This is a genomic window from Lysobacter soli, from assembly GCF_003382285.1.
Taxonomy (GTDB): Bacteria; Pseudomonadota; Gammaproteobacteria; order Xanthomonadales; family Xanthomonadaceae; genus Lysobacter_J; species Lysobacter_J soli.
Map to the genome: position 1 here is coordinate 594,380 of NZ_QTJR01000001.1, position 15,918 is coordinate 610,297.

At 67.9% G+C, this 15,918-nt stretch carries 13 protein-coding genes; 5 read left to right on the plus strand and 8 right to left on the minus strand.

What is annotated here, in order from left to right; all coding sequences use genetic code 11:
* Positions 1-24: 24 nt before the first annotated feature.
* Together rng and DX912_RS02530 are read right to left on the minus strand one after the other, a co-directional pair.
* Positions 25-1,518, minus strand: a complete 1,494-nt coding sequence (rng, locus tag DX912_RS02525; RefSeq protein ID WP_115840855.1) for a ribonuclease G — start codon at positions 1,516-1,518, stop codon at positions 25-27.
* Between the two features lie 136 nt (positions 1,519-1,654).
* Positions 1,655-2,278 (minus strand): Maf family protein, encoded by a 624-nt coding sequence (locus DX912_RS02530; RefSeq protein WP_115840856.1) that lies wholly within the window; start codon positions 2,276-2,278, stop codon positions 1,655-1,657.
* Positions 2,279-2,418: 140 nt separating this feature from the next.
* On the opposite strand from DX912_RS02530, the gene DX912_RS02535 reads away from it, so the two are divergent.
* The 4 genes from DX912_RS02535 to DX912_RS02550 all read left to right on the plus strand — a co-directional run bounded on the left by DX912_RS02535 (position 2,419) and on the right by DX912_RS02550 (position 7,644).
* Positions 2,419-3,168: an SIMPL domain-containing protein gene (locus tag DX912_RS02535; protein WP_115840857.1), complete on the plus strand. Its 750-nt coding sequence runs from the start codon at positions 2,419-2,421 to the stop codon at positions 3,166-3,168.
* Between the two features lies 1 nt (position 3,169).
* Complete coding sequence (locus DX912_RS02540) at positions 3,170-3,364, plus strand: hypothetical protein (protein WP_115840858.1); 195 nt, start codon at positions 3,170-3,172, stop codon at positions 3,362-3,364.
* A 165-nt stretch (positions 3,365-3,529) separates the two neighbouring features.
* A complete protein-coding gene (locus DX912_RS02545; RefSeq protein ID WP_115840859.1) occupies positions 3,530-4,204 on the plus strand; it encodes an energy transducer TonB in 675 nt (224 codons plus the stop codon).
* 203 nt (positions 4,205-4,407) lie between these two features.
* Positions 4,408-7,644 (plus strand): autotransporter family protein, encoded by a 3,237-nt coding sequence (locus DX912_RS02550; protein WP_115840860.1) that lies wholly within the window; start codon positions 4,408-4,410, stop codon positions 7,642-7,644.
* Between the two features lie 86 nt (positions 7,645-7,730).
* Here the strand turns inward: DX912_RS02550 and rlmH are convergent, their stop codons facing one another.
* Positions 7,731-8,201, minus strand: a complete 471-nt coding sequence (gene rlmH / locus DX912_RS02555; protein WP_115841042.1) for a 23S rRNA (pseudouridine(1915)-N(3))-methyltransferase RlmH — start codon at positions 8,199-8,201, stop codon at positions 7,731-7,733.
* Positions 8,202-8,331: 130 nt separating this feature from the next.
* Here rlmH and DX912_RS02560 point away from each other — a divergent pair, with 130 nt between their 5' ends.
* Positions 8,332-9,882, plus strand: a complete 1,551-nt coding sequence (locus DX912_RS02560) for an alkaline phosphatase PhoX (protein WP_115841043.1) — start codon at positions 8,332-8,334, stop codon at positions 9,880-9,882.
* Between the two features lie 101 nt (positions 9,883-9,983).
* On the opposite strand, the gene rsfS is transcribed toward DX912_RS02560, so the two are convergent.
* The 5 genes from rsfS to leuS form a co-directional block, all read right to left on the minus strand.
* Positions 9,984-10,412, minus strand: a complete 429-nt coding sequence (rsfS, locus tag DX912_RS02565) for a ribosome silencing factor (RefSeq protein ID WP_115840861.1) — start codon at positions 10,410-10,412, stop codon at positions 9,984-9,986.
* 40 nt (positions 10,413-10,452) lie between these two features.
* Positions 10,453-11,130, minus strand: coding sequence for a nicotinate-nucleotide adenylyltransferase (nadD, locus tag DX912_RS02570; protein WP_115840862.1), 678 nt, complete (start codon positions 11,128-11,130; stop codon positions 10,453-10,455).
* 11 nt (positions 11,131-11,141) lie between these two features.
* Positions 11,142-12,209, minus strand: coding sequence for a DNA polymerase III subunit delta (gene holA / locus DX912_RS02575; RefSeq protein ID WP_115840863.1), 1,068 nt, complete (start codon positions 12,207-12,209; stop codon positions 11,142-11,144).
* Entirely contained in the window at positions 12,209-12,784 is a 576-nt protein-coding gene (locus tag DX912_RS02580; RefSeq protein WP_115840864.1) for an LPS-assembly lipoprotein LptE, read from the minus strand. The genes holA and DX912_RS02580 overlap by 1 nt, the downstream gene beginning before the upstream one ends.
* A gap of 268 nt (positions 12,785-13,052) precedes the next feature.
* The gene (gene leuS / locus DX912_RS02585; RefSeq protein WP_115840865.1) at positions 13,053-15,818 is read right to left on the minus strand and encodes a leucine--tRNA ligase; all 2,766 of its coding nucleotides are present in this window, start codon (positions 15,816-15,818) and stop codon (positions 13,053-13,055) included.
* Positions 15,819-15,918: the final 100 nt, after the last annotated feature.

Sequence of the window (15,918 nt, forward strand, 5' to 3'; positions counted from 1 at the left end):
CCTGCCCCTGCCCCGCTCTGGAACTCACAGCAGGACGACATCGAACTGCTCCTGCGCGTACTGGTCGTCCGCCTGGAAGCGGATCGACTTGCCCAGGAATTCCTCCAGTTCCGCCACCGCCGCCGATTCCTCGTCGGTGATGCGGGCCACGACCTTCGACGAGGCGATCACCATCAGCCGCGGCGCGTCGAACTGGCGCACCTGGCGGACGATGTCGCGGAAGATCTCGTAGGTCACCGTTTCGGGCGTCTTCAGCGTGCCGCGGCCGCCGCATTCGTGGCAGGGCTCGCAGAGCTGGCGCTCCAGGCTTTCGGTGGTGCGCTTGCGCGTCATTTCCACCAGGCCCAGCGGCGAGAACTCGTACACCGTTGTCTTGGCGTGGTCGCGCGCGAGCGACTTCTCCAGCTGACGCAACACCTGCCGCTTGTGCTCGGCGTCGGTCATGTCGATGAAGTCGATGATGATGATGCCGCCGAGGTTGCGAAGGCGCAGCTGGCGCGCGACGGACTGCGCGGCTTCGAGGTTGGTGCGGTACACCGTCTCCTCGAGGTTGCGCTGGCCGAGGAACGAACCGGTGTTGATGTCCACCGTCGTCATCGCCTCGGTCTGGTCGATCACCAGGTAACCGCCGGATTTCAGCGGTACTTCCTTGTCCAATGCGCGCTGGATTTCGTCCTCGACGCCGTACAGGTCGAAGATCGGACGCGCACCGGTGTAGTGCTCGATCTTCTCGTCGAGCCCGGGCATGTATTGCGCGGCGAACACGCGCAGGCGCTCGCAGGTCTCGCGCGAATCCACGCGGACCTTTTCCACGTCCTTGCGCATCAGGTCGCGCACGGCGCGCAGCGGCAAGTTCAGGTCCTCGTACACGCGCTCGCCGACGCGTGCGCTGCGGGCACGCTCCTCGATCAGCCCCCACACGCGGCCAAGGTAGGCGACGTCCTCGGCGAGCTGCTCTTCCGGCTGGCCCTCGGCGTTGGTGCGCACGATGTAGCCGTGGCCGTCGCCCGATGGCGACAGCGAGGTGATGTGCGTCTTCAGGCGCGCGCGTTCGCCTTCGTCCTCGATGCGCGCCGACACACCGACCACGCGCGTGCGCGGCAACAGCACGAGATAGCGCGAAGGGATGCTCAGCTGCGTGGTGAGTCGCGCACCCTTGCTGCCGATGGGGTCCTTCACCACCTGCACGACGATTTCCTGCCCTTCGCGCAGCAGTTCGGCGATGGGCCGCGTCGGCGTGGGCGGCAACGGCGCGTCCTCGCCAGCGCTGTCGCCTTCGGCGACCGGCGTGGGCTTGACGATGTCGGCCGCGTGGAGGAACGCCGCGCGCTCCAGGCCGATGTCGACGAACGCCGCCTGCATGCCGGGCATCACGCGCTGCACGCGGCCCTTGTAGATGTTGCCCACGACGCCGCGACGCCAGCCGCGTTCGATGTGCAGCTCCTGCAGCATGCCGTTCTCGACGACGGCGACGCGCGTTTCGCGCGGGGTGACGTTTACGAGGATCTCTTCGCTCATGCGGCAGCTCCCCGGTCGTTGTTCCATGGCACGAAGGAAGACGGACAAACGCGGATCGATTCGGCCATGTCGGTGGAAATGCGGGTGTGGTTCAAGGGTTCCGGACGGCGTTGGCGCGGCATCGCAACGTCGTCCGTCATCGGCCGGCATCCGCGGTTTCCGGTTCGGGAACGCCGTCGTCGAGCAGGCCGAACTCGCGCAGCAACGTGGCGGTTTCGTACAGCGGCAACCCCATCACGCCCGAGTAACTGCCCGACAGCCGCACGGTGAAGGCCTCGGCCAGCCCCTGGATCGCGTACGCACCGGCGCGGCCGTGCGGCTCGCCGCTGGCCACGTAGGCGTCGATCTGCGCGGGCGTCAGCTCGGCGAAGGTGACGTCGGACTTCGACACGGCATGCAGCTCGCGCCCCGCCGAAACGAGGTATACGGCCGAGATGACCTGGTGCGTGCGGCCGGACAATCGACGCAGCATCGACGCGGCATCGGCATCATCGGCGGGCTTTCCGAAGACCTCGCCGTCCAGGACGACTTCGGTATCGGACCCCAGCACGATGGCCGACGGGTTGCCGACCACGTGCAGCAGGCCGGCGCCGGCTTTCTCGCGCGCGACGCGGCGCACGTAGTCCTCGGCGGGTTCGCCGGGCTGCGGGTGTTCGGGGATGTCGATGTCGAGAAGGCCGAATTCCGAACCCGGCCGGCCCGACAGGAGCCGGCCCAGCAATTCGCGACGACGTGGTGATTTGGAGGCGAGATACAGCATGTCGGGAAGCATAACCCGCGCTGACTGGGCCACAGAGTCGCGGCATCATCCTCAACCCTGACCGGGCTCACGGATCGTTCACCGGATCACCAAGAACCTGAGGGTCGTCGCAGACGGCCCTTCCCACCCAAGGAGTTGTCATGCCCCAGAAGTCCCCGCGTTTCGCGCTGCGCCCGCTCGTCCTTGCCGCCGCCCTCGCCTTCGGAACCCTGCCTGCCGTGAGCCCCGCCCAGACCACGCCCTACGTCGCCACTGAAGGCACGCTGCTCAACGTATCGGCGCAGGCCGAGGCGCGCCGCGCGCCGGACATCGCGACGCTGTCCACGGGCGTGGTGACGCAGGCGGCCGACGCCAACGCCGCCATGCGCGCCAATGCCGAGCAGATGGCCAAGGTCGTCGCGGCCATCAAGGCCGCCGGCATCGCCGAGCGCGACGTGCAGACCAGCGGCGTGAACCTCAACCCGCAGTACCAGTACGGCGAGAACCAGCCGCCGAAGGTCACCGGCTACCAGGCGATCAACAACGTCAACATCACCGTCCGCGACATCGCCAAGCTCGGGAAGATCATGGACGCGCTGGTCGCCACCGGTGCCAACCAGATCAACGGCCCGACCTTCGACCTGGACGACGCCAAGAAGGAAGCCGCCTACGACGAGGCCCGTCGTGCCGCGGTCGAGAAGGCGCAGGCCCGCGCCGAGATGTACGCCAAGACGCTGGGCAAGAAGGTGCGCCGCATCGTCAGCATCAGCGAAGGCGGCAGCTTCGCCCCGCCTCGCCCGATGCCGATGATGGCGATGAAGGCCATGGATCGCGCCGAATCCACGCCGATCTCACCGGGCGAAAACGTCCTGTCGGTCAATCTGGATGTCGTGTTCGAACTCGGAAACTGACATGCCCCAGTCCGGAAAATCCGCTCCGCCCGCCGCCGACCCCAAGCCCGGCCGCAATCCCGGCTATGCCGAGACCGAGCCGCGCGATCACGGCGATGCGCATTACCCCAAGCGCCGCGACAAGCCCAACCCCGACGAGGGCGGGCTGGACCGCGAGGCGGAAACCGGACCGGAACCGGACGAACCGCAGCGCTGATCGCCAGCGTTGTACCCGACGGGCCCGCATTGCGGGCCCGTTTCTTTTGCGCGACGGGGAGCGTCGCGCTGGATTTGCATTCGCGTTTGCAATTTTTCTTGGCGAACGAACCCCATCGAACGCATTCGCACGTTCGAGCCATGGCACACCCCAGGAGGTTCGGCCATGGCACACGCGATCCACGTTCCTGCAAAGGCGCACGAGTCCCTCGACGGCGGCCGCATCGCCGCCAGCACCGGCACGTTGCTGATCAACGGCGCCCTGCTGCTCGCACTGCTGGTCCCGATCTCGCAGCGGGTGCTCGACGCGCCCAGGCCCGAGCACGACGCGATCACCATCGTCCAGTTGCCGAAACTCATGCCGATTCCTCCGCCGGTGGTGGACGAGCCCGTGGAAATCACGCGCAAGCCGCCGACGCCCACAACAAGGCCATCGCCGCAGACGCACCCTGTCGTCGCGCAGATCGAGCAGCCGGTGGTCGATGCGCAACCGGGCGACATCGCGATCGACGCGGCGGATATCGCCATCGACGAAGGCACTACGACGGTCGAACCCGCCACGACGTCCTCGATCGCGCAACTCCAGGCGCTGCGCGCACCGCCGCCGCCCTACCCCGCCGAAGCGATGCGCGCCGGCCTGAGCGGCACGGTCGAACTCGAAATCCTCGTCGGCATCGACGGCCGCGCACTCGACGTCCGCATTGTGCGCAGCAGCGGCCATCGCGTGCTCGACCAGGCGGCGCGCCGCACGGTGTTGTCGAAGTGGACCTTCGTCCCGGCGATGCGCGATGGACGCGCGGTGGAGGCGCTGGGACGGCTTCCGATCGAGTTCAAGCTGTGATCTCGTCGGCGCGCGCAAGTAAACAAGAAATCTTCTGCGAAGAAGTTGGCAAGGAGTAACAAGAGGTCGGAATCGTCCGATGTAGCTCGCGCGTCGTGCTGCGCAAACTCCGGGCCGCCCGCACTCGCGGGCGCCCGGCTCGCGCCGGTCATCGCATATACCGCTCCGCCACACGGAGCCATGCACCGCCTACAAGGACGCCCATGCATCGCACGCCGAAGCACCACCCGCTTTCCCACGCGCTCGCACTCGTATTGCTCGCTTCTCCCCTCGCCGCGACGGCCGCGCAGCTCATCGTCACCGATGGCACGACCCAGACGGCTGACAACGGGACCTACGACACCGGCACGAGTACCGGCACAGCCGGCGTGGCGTTGGGCACGCAAGGTGCGACCAGCAAGATCACTGGCTCGAATGTCACTGCTACATCCGGCGGTCGTGCCGTCGCGACCATTCTTGCGCTGAACGGTGGCGAGGTCGATCTCGACACCGCCACGGTCAAGGCGATCGGTCTCTCCTCGGCGGCTGTCCAGTCCGAAGGAACGAATTCGCTGGTACGCCTGAGCAACAGCAGCGTCAATGTCACGAATGCCAATTCCGACGCCGTCCTCGCTCATGGAGGTGGACACGTGGAACTGCGCGGAGGCGTAGTCACCAGCGCGCAGCGCAGCGCACTGCTGTCGTCGGGTGCAGGTAGCGACATCCGCGCTGATGGGGTCGCTCTCTCCAGCCAGGCGGCGTCCCAGGAAGTGGTCCGCGCCGAGGACGGCGGCACGATCACGTTGACCGGCGGCACCGTCGACGCGGTCGGCGCAGGTTCCGTCGGTCTGTTCTCCGTTTCCGGCGGAAGCACGATCGAAGCCACGGACGTCGCGATCACAACGGCCGGGCCGGACGGTGGCATCGGCGTGCTCGTCGTGGACGGCGGTTCCGCTGCGCTACACCGGGGGACGATCACCACGAAGAGCACGAAATCCGCCGGCATTCAGGTCGAAGGGGCTGGCAGCCGGGTGACGGCCGACGGCACGGACATCGCCACGCAGGCAAAGGATTCGCACGGCGTCATGGTCATGGACGGCGCTACGGCGCGGCTCGACGATGCGGCGATCACGACGACGCTCGGCGCTGGCCTTGCAGCCGTCGGCGTCGGGTCCGCGATTGATGCTGCGAACAGCAAGATCGCAGCCAATGGCGCTGGAATCAGCGCGGTCGCAGCCGAGCAAGGCGCGCACGTGACGCTTTCTCAGGGGACGAAGGTCGCCGCGACGGGCGACAGTTCCAACGGCTTGCGCGCATCGGGTGTCGGCAGCCTCATCACGGCCGACACAACCGAAGTTAAAGCAAGCGGCCAACCCGCTGCCCAAGCCGGTGCCAATGGCATCGCTGTAGCCGACGGCGCCACGGTTCGCGTGGCCAACGGATCGCTCATCGAAGCAAGCGGGACTGGTCCTGGCGCGAATGCCGCCGTGGCAGTCGGCCAGGCGCAGAACAACGGCACGCCAGTGGCCAGCACCCTGGAGATCTCCGACTCCAAGCTGATCAGTCAACACCAGGTCGGCGTCGGCCTGATCGGTGGCGCCATGGCGAATTTGACCAACACGCAAGTGGATGCGGGAACGCATGCGCTCGCGTTCGACCTGGGCACGGGAACGTCCCGGTTCGACGTTTCTGGCGGCGCGCTGCATTCCGGCGACGCGTCGATCTTCGCCCAGGCCGGCAATGGCGTGGTGAACCTGTCCTACAGCGCCAGCGTGACCAGCGACCGGAATCTGCTCGCACTGGTTTACAGCACTGCCACGTTGGCGCTCAACCTGGACAGCGTGCAGGCGACGGGCGACCTTCACGCGAACCCGGCGGGTTACCTCGATGTCGCGCTGGCCAACGGCTCTTCGCTGAGCGGCAAGGCGACCAATGGCCGTGCCTTCGCCATCGACGGAACGAGCACCTGGAATCTCACGGGTGTGTCGGATGTCCGGTCGCTGGCACTGGCTGGTACGGTCGCATTCGCCGCTCCCACCGCGGCCGACTTCAAGACTCTCACGGTGAAGGGGGATTACACCGCGAACGACGGCAAGGTCGTCCTCAACACGGCCCTCGGCAACGATTCCTCGAAAACCGACAAGCTCGTCGTCCAAGGCAACACCTCTGGCAACACCTCGCTGCATGTGAACAACGCCGGTGGCACGGGTGCGTACACGGTTGCCGATGGCATCCAGGTCGTGCAGGTGAATGGCGCATCCAATGGCGTCTTCGCGCTGGATGGTCGCGTCGTGGCCGGTGCGAACGAGTACCTGCTCGCCCTGGGCGGCAAGGCGAATCCGTCCGACGGCGACTGGTACCTGCGTTCCGAAGCGCCGCCGGTCGTGCCGGTCGATCCGGTGGTACCCGTGGACCCTGTCGTCCCGGTCGACCCCATCGCGCCGGTCGACCCGACGCCGGTGGCGCCGGATCCGACGCCGATCTCGCCGGTCGCTCCGCAGCCTTCTGCTCCGCTTTACCGCCCCGAGCCTGCCGCATACCTGGCCAATCAGGCCGCGTCGGTCGGCATGTTCGAGCACTCGATGCACGATCGCATGGGCGAAGCGAACCTCGGCCAGCGCGGCGATGACGATCGCACCTCGGCGGCGTGGGTACGCGTCGTGCGCAACCAGATGGACGGGACGACGGGCGAAGGCCAGCTGGACGCCGGCACCGATGTGTCGGTGCTGCAGATCGGCGGCGAGATCGCCCGCTGGAACGACGACAGCCGCTTCCACCTCGGCGTGATGGGCGGTACCGGTCGCGCGGATACCGACGTGACCTCGTCCCTGCTCGACTGGCGCAGCAAGGGCAAGGTGATCGGCTACAACCTGGGCGTCTACGGCACCTGGTTCGCCGACGCTACCGCGGCTAGCGGCCTCTACCTGGACGGCTGGCTGCAATACGGCCGATACGACAACAAGGTGCAGGGCGATTACCTGGCCGAAGAGCGCTACAACGCGTCGACCTGGGCGGCGTCGATGGAAGCGGGCTATGCCTTCGCGCTCAACGACGGCGGCAACACGCGCTTCTTCATCGAACCGCAGGCGCAGGCGATCTTCACCGATTACTCGGCATCGCAGCACCGCGAAAGCAACGGCACGCGGGTCGACGACGTGGAAGCCGGCGGCCTGACCACGCGTGTTGGCGTGCGCTTCTACGGCCATGCGGCAAACACGCAGCAGAACGTCGTGCAGCCGTTCGTCACGCTGAACTGGTGGCACGACAACGACCGCAATGCCATGTCGTTCAACGACACCACGCTCGAACTGCAATGGCCGCGCGATCGCTACGAGACCAAGCTGGGCCTGCAGGCGCAGCTGGGCGGCGGCTGGATGGGCTGGGGCAACCTGGGCCTGGTGTACGGCGCACGCGACTATCGGGACGTGACCGGTCAGCTCGGGCTGAACTACCGCTGGTAATCGTCCATAGCTGAAGCGACATCGAAGCCACCTCGAGCGATCGGGGTGGCTTTTTTGCGGATGCGCGACGCGTTCGCGCGATGGCGTTACGCCCGATGGTAGGGATGGTTCGCCAGCAACGCCGCCGCGCGATACAGCTGTTCGGCGGCGACCAGGCGCACCAGCATGTGCGGCAACGTGAGCGGACCGAGCGACCAGGATTCGTCGCCGCGCGCGATCACGTCCGGCGCGTGGCCTTCAGGGCCGCCGATCAGGAAGGCGAGATCGCGCCCCTGCGCGCGCCAGTGTTCGAGCCGCTGCGCGAGCTGTTCCGAGGACCACGGCTTGCCGCGTCCATCGAGCGTCACCACCAGTGCATTCTTCGGCAATGCGGCGATCACGCGCGCACCTTCGTCCTGCATCGCGCGCACGGCATCGCGACCCTTGCCGCGCAGGCCGGGCTCCACTTCCACCAGCTCCAGCGGCAACCAGTGCGACAAACGCTTCTGGTATTCGCCGAAGCCCTCGGCGACCCAGCGCGGCGCGCGTTCGCCCACGGCGATCAACTTGGCTTTCATGGTTTCGCGTCCATCGGTGAGATGGTAACCGCGCTGCGTCACGATCCGCCGCGTTGACGCGCGCGTGTCATCGAAACGCCATCCCGCGCTCCCAGCATTCGGGCTTCCCCCAGCCCCGCAGGAGATGCAGATGGACGCATTCGGTTCCTCCCGCCGCCAGGTTCTCAAAGGCAGCGCCGCCGCGATGGCGGTCGGTGCCATCGGCACGCTCGGCGCGTTGTACACACGCCAGGCGCTCGCCGGCGGCGATCCGACCCGCCTGTCGCCGATCCCGAGCCGCTACGGTCCGCTCGCCCCCGTGGCCGATCGCAGCACCGGGCTGCCGCTGCTGCAGCTGCCGCGCGGTTTCAGCTACCGCTCCTTCGGCTGGTCGGGCGACGTGATGAGCGATGGCCAGCCCTGCCCCGATCGCCACGACGGCATGGCGGTCGTCGCGGTGCGCAAACCCGGTCGCGGTCGCTTCGATCGCGATGGCCGCGGTAATGGTCACGGACACGGCCACGAGCTGGTGCTGATCCGTAACCACGAACGCGGCGGCGCCACGCCGATCAACGCGCCGGGCATGTACGACACCGGCGACATCGGCGGCGGCCAGCGCGCCGGCGGCGGCACGACCACGCTCACGCATCGCAACGGCGAATGGCACGGCATCGAGGCGAGCCTCGGCGGCACGCTGGTCAACTGCGCCGGCGGTCCGACGCCGTGGGGCACGTGGCTGAGCTGCGAGGAGATCAAGACCGACGCTGCGTCCAGCACCGGCCGCAAGCACGGTTACGTGTTTGAAGTGCATGCCGACGCCGAACGCACCAGCGGTCGCCCGCTCGTCGGCCTGGGGCGTTTCAGCCACGAAGCGGTCGCGGTCGATCCGCGCACCGGCATCGTCTATCTCACCGAGGACGACCGGAACAAGGCGGGCCTGTACCGCTTCATCCCGAACGATCGCGCCGGCCGCTACGGCTCGCTCGAACACGGCGGCCGCCTGCAGGCCGCGCGTGTGCGCGGCAAACGCAATGCCGACCTGACGGTGGCGAAGATCGGCGACGAGTACGCCCTGGAGTGGGTCGACATCGCCGATCCGGACCTGGACAGCATCGTCGCGCCGGCGGGATTCCCCGATATCTCTGCGGGCGAAACGCTCAGCGGTCCTTTCGCGCAGGCCTGGGCCGACGGTGCGCTGCGCATGAGCCGCGGCGAAGGCATCTGGCACAGCTACGGGAAGATGTTCATCGTCGACACCAGCACCGGCGTGGACGATCAGGGACGCCGCGGTCGCGGCAACGGTTCGGTGTGGGTGCTCGATCTGGTGACGCAGCGTATCCGCGCGCTCTTCGTCAGCGGCAACCAGCTCGCCGCGCACAATCCCGACAACATCACCGTCAGCGCGCGCGGCGGCGTGCTGCTGTGCGAGGACGGCGGCGAGAGCCCGGACGAATACGGCCCCGGCGCGCGCCTCATCGGCCTCACGCGCCAGGGCGAGTCGTTCTACTTCTGCAAGAACAACATCGAGCTGACATCCACGCAGATCGGCAACGCCGGCAAGACCATCGCCGAGGGCGATTATCGCGACAGCGAATTCTGCGGCGCCTGCTGGGATCCATGGGGCCGCACGATGTTCGTGAACATCCAGACGCCGGGCATTACCTTCGCGATCACCGGCCCGTGGGAACGCGGACATCTCTGAACGCCGCATGGCGCGGAATGTGCGGAACATCGGGGCACATGCAGAAACGAGAACGGCGCCTCGCGGCGCCGTGCTCGTTCAAGCGTGACGGACGCGAGGCGTCAGAAACGCCCTTCGGCGTCCATCTCGACTTCGTCCTCTTCCGCTTCCGGCGGCTGGTCGCCGACCGTCCACAGGCGCTCGAGCGCGTAGAACTCGCGCACGCGCGGCAGCATCACGTGCACCACGACGTCGCCCAGGTCGACGAGCACCCATTCGGCCTCGCGCTCGCCTTCCACGCCCAGCGGCTGGACGTCGAGGTTCTTGGCGAACTTGACGACTTCGTCGGCGATGGACTTCACGTGCCGGGTCGAAGTGCCCGAAGCGATGACCATGTAGTCGGTAACGCTGCTCTTGCCGCGCACGTCGATTTCGGTGACGTCGCGCGCCTTGAGTTCCTCCACGGCCGCATGCACGGTCTTCAGCAGGACATCCACCGGCGGCGGCGGGTTGGGCAGGCGGGTCTTGATGACTTGCGCTTCGGTACTCAAGGGGCGATGGCTCTCTTGGGGGGATTGCAGTGCCCGGGGATTATAACGAAGCCGGCGTGACGCCCCGGACGCCGTACAGCCCATGGCGGCGGATGTATTCGGCCACGGTCGGCGGGACGCCCGCCTCCCACGGCTCGCCGGCGGCCATGCGACGGCGGAGCTCGGTGGACGACTCCGGGCGTTCACGATGCAGCGGGAAAACGGCCAGTCCGCCGGCCGGCGCGCCATTCAGGCTTTCGGCGGGGCGGCGACGCGGCCCGATCTCGGCTTCGATCTCCGGCGCCGCCGCGGCGACGGCGACCGGCTCCAGGTGCGATCCCGGCCGCGCGACCACCAGCACGTGGGCCAGGTCGAACAGCTCGCGCCAGCGGTGCCAGGTGTTCAGCTGCAGCAGCGAATCGCCGCCGATCATCCATACCAGCGGCATTTCAGGGCCGAGTTCCGCACGGAGCCCGCGCAGCGTGTCGACGGTGTACGACGGTCCGTCGCGATGGAGTTCGCGACGATCGACCTTCAGGCCCGGCTCGCCGGCGATGGCCAGGTCGAGCATGCGCGCACGCGCTTCGGCGTCGGCGTGAGTGGCGTCCTTGTGGGGAGGATCGGCCGCTGGCACGAGGAAGACCTGTGCGCCCAGCGCGTCGCGCACTTCACAGGCGACCGAAAGATGGCCCGCATGCACCGGATCGAAGGTTCCGCCGTAGTAGACGCGCAGGCTCATGCGCCGTGGCGTCAGCAGACCAGCAGGCGCGCCGCGCGCGGTTCGGCCACGGCGAGCAGCAGGCGCTCCAGCGCCAGCCACGCATCGACGGGTTCCTCGCCGTAACGCGGGCGGCCCTTGGCGATGCGGTCGACGCGGCCGGCTTCAGCGACGAACGCCTCCCAGCGCGGCGAGGCGTGACGCGCCAGCGCACGCTTGTACATCGGCTGCTTGGAATCCCAGATGCGCTGCGCCTTGAATTCCGAGGCGAGATTGCCGCCGCGTGCCTGCACGCGGGCGAGCGCGGCGGCGCGCTGCAGTTCCATCACGATCATGCCGAGCAGTCCCGGCACGGCTTCGCCTTCGGCGCGAAGTCCAGCGAGCATGCGCGAGACCTGCGCGCCCTGCCCGTTCATCGCCGCATCGACAAGGCGGAACACGTCGTAGCGCGCCGCGTCGGCGACGAGTTGCGCCATGCGTTCGCGATCCAGCGTCTGGCCGTCGGACAGCAGCGCGAGCTTGTCGATTTCCTGTGCGGCTGCGAGCAGGTTGCCTTCGACACGCTCGGCAAGGCTCTGCACGGCGTCGTGTTCGGCGCGCAGGCCGCGCGCGCGCAGGCGCTTCTCGATCCAGTCGGTCAGCTCGTGCGGCTTGACCTGCCACGCGATTGCGACCTGGCCGATACGCCCGATCGCCTCGCTCCACTTGCCGCCGTGCTGCTTGCTCCACTCGCCGGCGGTGATCAGCAGCGTGACGTCCTGCGGCGGGTCGGCGCAGAAATCGGCGATGACTTCGGCGCCTTCCTTGCCGGGCTTCCCGCTGGGCAGGCGCAGTTCGACGAGGCGGCGGCTGGCGAACAGGCTCGGCGCACGGAACGTTGCCGACAACGCGTTCCAGTCGGGTTCGCGCTGGTTGCCTTCGGCCTCGAACACCTCGCGCTCGGCGATGCCGGCCCGGCGCGCGGCGGTACGCACCGCGTCGGCGGCTTCGAGCACGCGCAGCGGCTCGGGGCCGGCGATCAGGTACGCCGGATGCAGCGAGGCGGGCTCGGGCCGGTCGAGGCCAAGCTGCGCGACGAGCTGCTCCGGACGCAGTTCCATCAGGGCGTGGTCGTGTCCGAGGTCGGCGGCGGCGTGACTTCGGTCGGCGCGGCGGCGGCGGCAGCCGTGGCGTGGCGCGCCACCGCGTCGAGGCGGCGCAGCACGGAGGCGACCATCTCGCGGCGCATTTCGCCCTGCAGGATCTCGCGCTCGCCTTCGGTACCGATGGCCTGCACGGGGTTGGACACGTAATCGCGCGCCAGCTCGATCGTCTGGCGCGGGACGATGGCCGTGCCATCGGGGCGACGCAGTTCGAACGTGACCGCGTAGCGCAGCGAGTACTCCTGCGCGCGGCCGAGCTCGTCCAGGCTGATCGGGCGATCGCCCCACTGTTCGGCCATCAGGTCGAGCACGGTGGCGTCGGTGGTGCGCTCGGTCGCGGGAACGGCGCCGGCACGCGTGAGCGCCTGCGCGAGCGATTCGGCCAGCGGGCTGTAGCGATCCACGGACACGACCCGGACCGGACCGAGATCCGGCGGCAGCACCAGCGCGCTGCGCAGATGGAAGCCGCAGGCCGTCAGGGTCAACGCGAGGGCGACGGGGATGGCGCGCTTGAGCAGGGAACGAAGGGTCATGGGCGAAGTCTGGAGGAGGCTGCCAGCGCGGGCAAGCCGCGGACGGGCGGGTTCATTCATCACGTGCGAACGCGCAGTGTCCACGGCACAGGGGGAATTCGGCGTCGTTGCCGATTCCGCCATCACGTTCCCGCCATCACGGCGCAGGCCGGGGGCCGCGCTATGTGGACCGCTCCTGGCCTGGGTCCCGGCTTTCGCCGGGATGACGATGTGCGCGGGTGCAGCCGCTACCTGCGCACCAGATCGGCCAGGAGGCCGCCGAAGGCGGCTACCCCGCAACGACGTTGACGATCTTCCCTGGCACCACGATCACCTTGCGCACCGTCAGGCCTTCCATGAACTTGACGACGTTCGGTTCGGCGAGCGCGAGGCGCTCGACTTCGGCCTTGTCCAGGTTTACCGGCACCTCGATCGTGCCGCGCAGCTTGCCGTTGACCTGCACCGCCAGCGTCACCGCGTCGCGCGTGAGCGCGGCGGAATCGGCGACCGGGAACGGCACGTCCTCCAGCAGCGTTTCCGCGTGACCCAGCGCCTGCCACAGCGCGTGGCAGACGTGAGGCGTCACCGGATTGAGCAGGAGCACCATCGCTTGCAGCGCCTCGTGGCGCACGGCGCGACCGGCATCGCTCATGTCGTCGAACTTCGACACGTGGTTGAGCAGTTCCATCAGCGCGGCGATCGCGGTGTTGAAGCTGTGGCGGCGGCCGTAATCGTCACCGACCTTCTGGATCGTCTCGTGCAGCTGGCGACGCAACGTCTTCTGCGCGGCATCGAGTTGCGCGCCGCCGGCGAGCAGCGTTGCGACATCGGGATGATCCGGCTGCGACACGTGCGTCACCACTTCGCGCCAGAAGCGGCGCAGGAAACGCGCCATGCCTTCGACACCGGCTTCGTTCCACTCCAGCGACTGCTCCGGCGGCGCGGCGAACATCGAGAACAGGCGCACCGTGTCGGCGCCGTACTTGCCGACCATCAGTTGCGGATCGACGCCGTTGTTCTTCGACTTCGACATCTTTTCCGTGCCGCCGATGACGACGGGCTTGCCGTCGGCCTTCAGCGTCGCGCCGGTGATGCGGCCGCGTTCGTCGCGGATCACTTCCACGTCGGCGGGGTTGATCCAGTCCTTCGAGCCGTCTTCGTGATCGCGATAGAAGGTTTCGGCGATGACCATGCCTTGGGTGAGCAGGTTCGTCGCCGGCTCATCGCTGTTGACCAGGCCCTGGTCGCGCATGAGCTTGTGGTAGAAGCGGAAATACAGCAGGTGCAGGATCGCGTGCTCGATGCCGCCGATGTACTGGTCCACCGGCGTCCAGTACTTCGCGCGTTCGTCGACCTGCTGCTGCGCGCCCGGCGAGGTGTAACGCGCGTAGTACCAGCTCGACTCCATGAAGGTGTCGAAGGTGTCGGTTTCGCGCTCGGCCGCGCCACCGCATTGCGGGCAGGTGGTCTTGCGCCATTCGGGGTCGGACTTGATCGGCGAGGTGACGCCGGAGAACGCGACGTCTTCCGGCAGCACGACCGGCAGCTGTTCTTCCGGCACCGGCACGTCGCCGCACTTCGCGCACAGGATGACGGGGATCGGGCAACCCCAGTAACGCTGGCGGCTCACGCCCCAGTCGCGCAGGCGGTAGTTCACGCGACGCTGGCCGCGACCGTCGGCTTCGAAACGCGTGGCGAACGCGTCCAGTGCCTGCTGGAAATCCATGCCGTCGAATTCGCCCGAATTCACCAGCCAGCCGCGTTCGGTGTACGCGCCCTCTTCCTGGATGCGGCGTTCGAATTCCTTGACGACCTGCACCGCGGCCGTCGTGCCGTACACGTCGGCCGATGCGCCTTCGCCGAGCGCGCTGCTCATCGCGTCCTCGTGCTTGGCGAGGTCGCCGGCGATCTCGTTCACCGCGTCACGCACTTCCGGCGGCACGATCACCATGCGCACCGGCAGCGAATACTTGCGCGCGAATTCCCAGTCGCGTTCGTCGTGGCCCGGCACCGCCATCACCGCGCCGGTGCCGTAGTTCATCAGCACGAAGTTGGCGACGTAGACCGGCATCTTCTCGCCGGTGATCGGGTGGATCGCGCTCAGACCGGTGTAGCGGCCGCGCTTTTCCTGCGTTTCCAGTTCGGCTTCGGTGACGCCGCCCTTCTTCAGGTCGTCGAGGAACGCGGCGAGTTCGGCATCCTTCTCCGCGGCCAGGCGCGCGAGCGGATGCTCGCCGGCGATCGACACGAACGTCACACCCATCAGCGTGTCCGGGCGCGTGGTGAACACGCGCAGCGGTTCAAACGCGTTGCCGTCGCCGTCGACCACGTCGAAGCGGATTTCCAGGCCTTCGCTGCGGCCGATCCAGTTGCGCTGCATCGTCTTGACCGCATCCGGCCAGCCGGGCAGCGCGTCCAGGCCGTCGAGCAGCTCCTGGGCGTAGTCGGTGATCTTGAGGAACCACTGCGGGATCTCGCGCTTTTCGACCAGCGCGCCGGTGCGCCAGCCGCGGCCGTCGATCACCTGCTCGTTGGCGAGCACGGTCTGGTCGACCGGATCCCAGTTCACGACGGAATTCTTGCGGTACGCCAGGCCCTGCTTCATCAGGCGCACGAACATGCGCTGCTCGTGCACGTAGTAAGACGGCTGGCAGGTGGCGAACTCGCGCGACCAGTCGATGGCGTAGCCCATCTGCTGCAGCTGCGCCTTCATGTGCGCGATGTTGGCGTAGGTCCACTTGGCCGGCGCGGTCTTGTTCTTGATCGCGGCGTTCTCGGCCGGCAGGCCGAAGGCGTCCCAGCCCATCGGCTGCAGGACGTTGTGGCCCGTCATGCGCTTGTAGCGGCTGATGACGTCGCCGATGGTGTAGTTGCGCACGTGGCCCATGTGCAGCGCGCCCGACGGATAGGGCAGCATCGAGAGGCAGTAGTACTTGGGCTTTTCCGAGGTCTCGTTCACCTCGAAGGCGCGCGTGCCCTCCCAGAAGCGTTGCGCATCGCCCTCGATGGCCTGCGGGTCGTAGGGGCGGGTTTCGTTTGCGGCTTCGGCGGACACGGCGTTCGGAAGGCGGGGGAAAGAACCGCCAAGCCTACCGCAGCGCAGCAAGGCCCGCCACGCGAGGCCGGCGCGGCCTGCGATTGGCGCCGGAAGCTGC

Excerpts from the sequence above, each read along its gene's own strand:
- rng (WP_115840855.1), bottom strand. The coding sequence starts at position 1,518 with ATGAGCGAAGAGATCCTCGTAAACGTCACCCCGCGCGAAACGCGCGTC.
- DX912_RS02530 (WP_115840856.1), bottom strand. The coding sequence starts at position 2,278 with ATGCTGTATCTCGCCTCCAAATCACCACGTCGTCGCGAATTGCTGGGC.
- DX912_RS02535 (WP_115840857.1), top strand. The coding sequence starts at position 2,419 with ATGCCCCAGAAGTCCCCGCGTTTCGCGCTGCGCCCGCTCGTCCTTGCC.
- DX912_RS02540 (WP_115840858.1), top strand. The coding sequence starts at position 3,170 with ATGCCCCAGTCCGGAAAATCCGCTCCGCCCGCCGCCGACCCCAAGCCC.
- DX912_RS02545 (WP_115840859.1), top strand. The coding sequence starts at position 3,530 with ATGGCACACGCGATCCACGTTCCTGCAAAGGCGCACGAGTCCCTCGAC.
- DX912_RS02550 (WP_115840860.1), top strand. The coding sequence starts at position 4,408 with ATGCATCGCACGCCGAAGCACCACCCGCTTTCCCACGCGCTCGCACTC.
- rlmH (WP_115841042.1), bottom strand. The coding sequence starts at position 8,201 with ATGAAAGCCAAGTTGATCGCCGTGGGCGAACGCGCGCCGCGCTGGGTC.
- DX912_RS02560 (WP_115841043.1), top strand. The coding sequence starts at position 8,332 with ATGGACGCATTCGGTTCCTCCCGCCGCCAGGTTCTCAAAGGCAGCGCC.
- nadD (WP_115840862.1), bottom strand. The coding sequence starts at position 11,130 with ATGAGCCTGCGCGTCTACTACGGCGGAACCTTCGATCCGGTGCATGCG.
- holA (WP_115840863.1), bottom strand. The coding sequence starts at position 12,209 with ATGGAACTGCGTCCGGAGCAGCTCGTCGCGCAGCTTGGCCTCGACCGG.
- DX912_RS02580 (WP_115840864.1), bottom strand. The coding sequence starts at position 12,784 with ATGACCCTTCGTTCCCTGCTCAAGCGCGCCATCCCCGTCGCCCTCGCG.